Raw genomic sequence first — 4927 nt, forward strand, 5'->3', positions numbered from 1 at the left:
GTGGACGCGGTCGGCATGGAGGCGCACGCCTCCCCGGCGGGGCATGCGGCCCACACCGCCGTGGGCCTGCTGCCCGACGCGCTCGGCCGGGCGGCCATGAAGACCGCCGGCGTCGACCGCCTGAGCGCCCTCCACACCGCGATCGACGCGGTCCGGCGCGGCGGCACGGTGTCGCTCTCCGGGGTCTACGGCGGCATGAAGGACCCGATGCCGATGCTCACCCTGTTCGACAAGCAGGTCACCCTGACGATGGGCCAGTGCAACGTCCGTCGCTGGGTGGACGACCTGCTGCCCCTGCTCGACGACCCGTCCGACCCCCTCGGCGTGCTCGACCTGACCACGCACACCGCCCCGCTCGAGGATGCCCCCGCCCTCTACGAGACGTTCCAGAAGAAGGAGGACGGCTGCGTCAAGGTGGTCCTGAAGCCGTGAGGATCGTCGTCCTGGGCGCCACCGGCAACGTGGGCACCGCTGTCCTGCACCGCCTCCAGGCCGCGGACGAGGTGAGCTCGATCGTGGGCGTGAGTCGGCGCGGCCCGGACCGGGCCGGAGCGCCCTACGACGGCGTCGAGTGGCACCGCCTGGACGTCGCGGAGCCCACGGCGGCGGGGCGGCTGCACGACATCGTCGCCGGCGCGGACGCCGTCGTCGACCTGGTGTGGGTGATCCGCCCCAACCGCGACCGCGACCACCTGCGCGCCGTCAACGTGGCCGGCAACGAGCGCGTGTTCCGGGCCGTGGCCGAGGCGGGCGTGCCGCACCTGGTCTACGCGTCCTCGGTGGGCGCGTACGGGCCCGGCCCGAAGGGCCGCGCCGTGGCCGAGTCCCATCCCACCACCGGGGTCCCCACCTCGCACTACGCCGCACAGAAGGCCGAGGTCGAGTCGATCCTCGACCGCGTGCAGGCCGAGCACCCCGAGATGCTCGTGACCCGGCTGCGCCCCGGGCTGATCTTCCAGTCCGCCGCCGGGCCCGAGATCAAGGACTACTTCTTGGGCGACCTCGTCCCCGCCCGGCTGGTCGCCCGCCTGCGCGCTCCGGTGCTGCCGTTCCCGCGGGGCCTGCGATTCCAGGCGCTCACGGCCCAGGACGTGGCGGACGCGTACTGGCGCGTGATCGCCCACCGCGCGGGCGGGGCCTTCAATGTGGCCGCCGAACCCGTGCTGGACGCGCACACCATGGGCACCGTCCTCGGGGCGCGCCGCATCCTGGAGCTGCCCGTGGGCCTGTTCCGAGCGGCCGCGGCGCTGACCTACCGGGCACGGCTGCAGCCCACCGACCCGGGGTGGGTGGACATGGCGGCGGCGGTGCCCATCATGGACACCACGGCCCTGCGCGCCGCGACCGGCTGGTCCGAGACCACCGACGCCCGGGAGGCGGTCCGCCTCGTGCTCGACCATCTCGACGGCGCCGAAGGCCTCGGCAACGCCGGGCACCGCTCGCACTCGCCCACGGAATGAGGACGAGGACCCTCACCCGCCGGGCCGCCCTGACGGGCCTGCTCGGGAGCGCCGCCCTCGGGTTCACCGCCTGCACCTCCTCCGGCTATCCCGCCGACCCGGACGGCACCCTGGACCGCGTCACGGGCGGGGTGCTGCGCGTCGGCGTCGTGCACCACCCGCCTCACGTGGACGTCTCGGGCGCCGAGCCCGTCGGCCCCGAGCCCGACCTGATCCGCGGCTTCGCCGCGGCGCACGACGCACGCGTCGAGTGGACCGTGGCCGGGGAGGAGGCGCTCATGACCGCACTGGAGAAGGGCGACGTGGACCTGGTGGCCGGCGGCCTGACCTCGGCGTCCCCGTGGACGTCGCACGCGAGCATCACCCGCGACTACGCCGAGGCGCAGGGTCCGGACGGCGAGCCGGTGAAGCTCGTGATGGCCGTGCCCCTGGGTGAGAATCAGATGCTCACGGCCCTCGAGGCGTACTTCGACCAGCGCGCAGCGGAGGCTGCCCGATGACGCGGCAGGACACCCGCGAGAGGGGGCCGAGCGGGCGCCGGTTCGGCGCCACGGAGCTGCCCCCGGAGATCGAGCGCGTGGTCCAGCAGGCCAAGCGGCTCGAATGGGCGACGCTGGGGGTGATCGTGGTCACGATCGTCCTCGTGGCGGTCGTGATGGGCTCCTCGCAGGCCATGCGGGCCGCGTGGATCGAGGACCTGCTCTCCCTGATCCCGCCGATCGCGTTCCTCGTCGCCCTGCGCGTGGCCCGCATGGCCCCGACGCGGGCCCGGCCCTACGGCTCTCACCGGTCCGTCGGGGTGGGGCACCTCGTGGCCGCCGTCGCCCTGTCCGTGATGGGCGTGGTCCTCGTCTGCGACTCCCTCCTGGGCCTGGTGACGGCGGAGCACCCGCCCATCGGCACGTTCCACCTGTTCGGGCACACCGTGTGGCAGGGCTGGTTCATGATGGCCGTGATGGCCCTGTCCGTGCCGGGGCCCATGATCCTCGGCCACAAGAAGCTCAGGCTGGCCGAGCAGCTCCACGACCGCGTGCTGTACGCGGACGCGGACATGAACAAGGCGGACTGGCAGACGGGCGTGGCGACCATCGTCGGCGTGGCCGGCATCGGCCTGGGCTGGTGGTGGGCGGACTCCGCTGCGGCGATCTTCGTGGGCGTGAGCATCGTGCTGGACGGCTGGAAGAACCTGAAGGAGGCCGTCACGAACCTGGCGGACCGTCGCGCCGCCACGATCGAAGGCGCCCGGCCGCACCCGCTCATCGACCGTGCCGAGCGGGTCGCCTGGGCGGAGCCGTGGGTGCGCCACGCGGGCGCCCGCGTCCGGGACGAGGGCCACGTGTTCCACGTCGAGATGTTCGTGGTGCCGCACGAGGGGGCGGATGTGACGGTGAGCCGCTGCTGCGCGCTGCGGGACGCGATCGCCGACCTGGACTGGAAGCTGCAGGACGTCGTCGTCGCCCCGGTGGCCGAGCTGCCCGCCGAGGTGCACGGCGGCCGGTCCGGGGAGCATCAGACGGGCGAGGAGTAGCCCGGGCCTCAGCCGGTCAGGAACCGGCCCTCGAGGGTGGCGGAGGTGATGCGCTGGACCTCGCGCTGCTGGTCCGCGGCGTTCTCGCGCAGGGCGTGCATCTCGGCGGCGTCGACCGCCGGCAGGTGCGGAGCCAGCTGTTCGAGGACGTGCCACATCGCGGACTTGGCCTGGAGCATGCCCTGCAGCAGGTCCAGTTCGATCTGCGTCCAGCCGGAGCCGCGCGTGCGCAGCGCGTTCACGGGGTTGAGGCGTCCACCGACCTCGGCCGCCGCTCCGGCGGCCCGGTCCACCAGCGGGGTGCGGAGGCCCAGCTCGCCGATGAGCGCCTCGAGGCGGTCCTGGTCGTCCTGGACGGCGTCGCCGAGGCGGCGCAGCGCGGCCTCCTGCGAGGTGCCGGCCCAGGTCTGCTCGGCCGCGCGGAACGCCTTCACACCGGAGCGGGAGCCGAGCAGGTGCTGATTGAGGAAGTCCTCCAGCATCTGCTCGTCTACGGCGGCGGAGGTGGACTCGGGGCGGGGGTGCTCATGGCCGGTCATGGGCCCTGTCTACGGAACGCGTGGGCGTGGCGGCAAGAGACCGGGCGCGGTCAGACGCTGACGACCTCGACCGGCTGTCCCGGGTCCGCGCCGAACCACGCGTCGGAGGGGGCGACGCCGTCGCGCACCAGGCGTGCGCCGAGCGCGGCGACCATCGCCCCGTTGTCGGTGCACAGGTTCACGGGCGGGACGGTCAGCTCGATGCCGGCGGAGCGGCACCGGTCGGAGAGCAGGGCGCGCAGGCGCGAGTTCGCCGCGACGCCGCCGCCGAGCATCAGGTGGGTGAGCCCGTGCTCGCGGCAGGCGCGGACGGCCTTGGCGGTGATCACGTCCGCGACGGCCTCCTGGAAGGAGGCGGCGATGTCCGCGCGCGGCACCTCGAGGCCGCGCGCCTCGAACTGCTCCACGGCGCGGGAGACGGCTGTCTTCAGCCCGGAGAAGGACCAGTCGTGCCGGTGCGGGCCGGGCTCCTCGGCGCTGCCGACGAACTTGCCCGCGGTGAGCCCGCGCGGGAAGCGGAAGGCCGTCGGGTCGCCCTGGGCGGCGAGCCGGTCGATCACGGGGCCCCCGGGATAGCCCGCCCCGATGAGCCGGGCGACCTTGTCATACGCCTCGCCGGCCGCGTCGTCGATGGTCGAGCCCAGCAGCTCGACCTCGGAGCTGATCCGGCCCACGCGCAGGATCTCGGTGTGCCCGCCGGAGACGAGCAGCGCGCCCAAGTCCGCGGGCAGGTCGTCCCACTGCGCGGGCCGCACGCCGTCCAGTATGCCGACGCCCACGTGCGCCACGAGGTGGTTGATGCCGTAGAGGGGCGTGTCGAGGGCCGTGGCGAGCGCCTTCGCCCCTGCGACCCCCACCATGAGCGCGCCCGCCAGACCCGGGCCGGAGGTGACGGCGATCGCGTCGAGGTCCGCGAGGGTGACGTCGGCGGTGTCCAGGGCGCGGCGGATCGTGGGCACGAGGGCCTCGAGGTGGGCGCGGGCGGCGATCTCCGGGATTACGCCGCCGAAGCGCACGTGCTCCTCGACGGAGGAGGCGACCTCGTGGGCCAGCAGGGCGGTGCCGCGGACGACGCCGACGCCGGTCTCGTCGCAGGAGGACTCGATGCCGAGCACGAGGGGGGCTGCGGTGGCGGTGGGCATGGGCTCCAGTCTAGTGAGCGGACGGGTCACAGGGCCTTGCGCATGATCACGGCGTCCTCGCCGCCCGGGTAGTAGTGGCGGCGCACATGCAGCTCCTGGAATCCGTGGCGCGCGTAGACCCGCCGGGCGGCGGCGTTGGAGGCCCGGACCTCGAGCATGAGCGAGCTCGCACCGCGCGCCGCGGCCTCCGCGGCCATCCAGCGCAGCTGGGCCGCTCCGATCCCCCGCCCCTGCGCCGCCGCGACCGTGCCCACGGTC

General features: G+C 74.2%; 6 protein-coding genes and 1 pseudogene. 4 read left to right on the forward strand and 3 right to left on the reverse strand.

Annotated features, from left to right (window positions below; genetic code table 11):
* The 4 genes and pseudogenes from D8M29_RS08510 to D8M29_RS08525 all read left to right on the forward strand — a co-directional run.
* A pseudogene (locus tag D8M29_RS08510) lies at positions 1-432 on the forward strand (glutathione-dependent formaldehyde dehydrogenase); the annotation flags it as partial.
* Positions 429-1460 carry an NAD-dependent epimerase/dehydratase family protein gene (locus tag D8M29_RS08515; RefSeq protein WP_036338029.1) on the forward strand — a complete coding sequence of 344 codons (1032 nt, stop codon included), beginning with the start codon at positions 429-431 and terminating at the stop codon, positions 1458-1460. The pseudogene D8M29_RS08510 and the gene D8M29_RS08515, both read left to right, overlap by 4 nt.
* The gene (locus tag D8M29_RS08520) at positions 1457-1960 is read left to right on the forward strand and encodes an ABC transporter substrate-binding protein (protein ID WP_036338026.1); all 504 of its coding nucleotides are present in this window, start codon (positions 1457-1459) and stop codon (positions 1958-1960) included. The genes D8M29_RS08515 and D8M29_RS08520 overlap by 4 nt, the downstream gene beginning before the upstream one ends.
* Entirely contained in the window at positions 1957-2988 is a 1032-nt protein-coding gene (locus D8M29_RS08525; RefSeq protein ID WP_127435379.1) for a cation diffusion facilitator family transporter, read from the forward strand. Before D8M29_RS08520 ends, D8M29_RS08525 begins: the two co-directional genes overlap by 4 nt.
* An 8-nt stretch (positions 2989-2996) precedes the next feature.
* On the opposite strand, the gene D8M29_RS08530 is transcribed toward D8M29_RS08525, so the two are convergent.
* The 3 genes from D8M29_RS08530 to D8M29_RS08540 all read right to left on the reverse strand — a co-directional run.
* A complete protein-coding gene (locus D8M29_RS08530; RefSeq protein WP_036338020.1) occupies positions 2997-3527 on the reverse strand; it encodes a hypothetical protein in 531 nt (176 codons plus the stop codon).
* Positions 3528-3577: 50 nt separating this feature from the next.
* The gene (tsaD, locus tag D8M29_RS08535) at positions 3578-4669 is read right to left on the reverse strand and encodes a tRNA (adenosine(37)-N6)-threonylcarbamoyltransferase complex transferase subunit TsaD (RefSeq protein ID WP_127435380.1); all 1092 of its coding nucleotides are present in this window, start codon (positions 4667-4669) and stop codon (positions 3578-3580) included.
* Between the two features lie 26 nt (positions 4670-4695).
* Positions 4696-4927, reverse strand: a 232-nt coding sequence (locus D8M29_RS08540) for a GNAT family N-acetyltransferase (protein ID WP_127445906.1), incomplete at its 5' end; no start/stop codon positions are given.

Origin of the sequence: Micrococcus sp. HSID17227 (genome assembly GCF_003989405.1) — a bacterium.
Classification (GTDB): domain Bacteria; phylum Actinomycetota; class Actinomycetes; order Actinomycetales; family Micrococcaceae; genus Micrococcus; species Micrococcus luteus.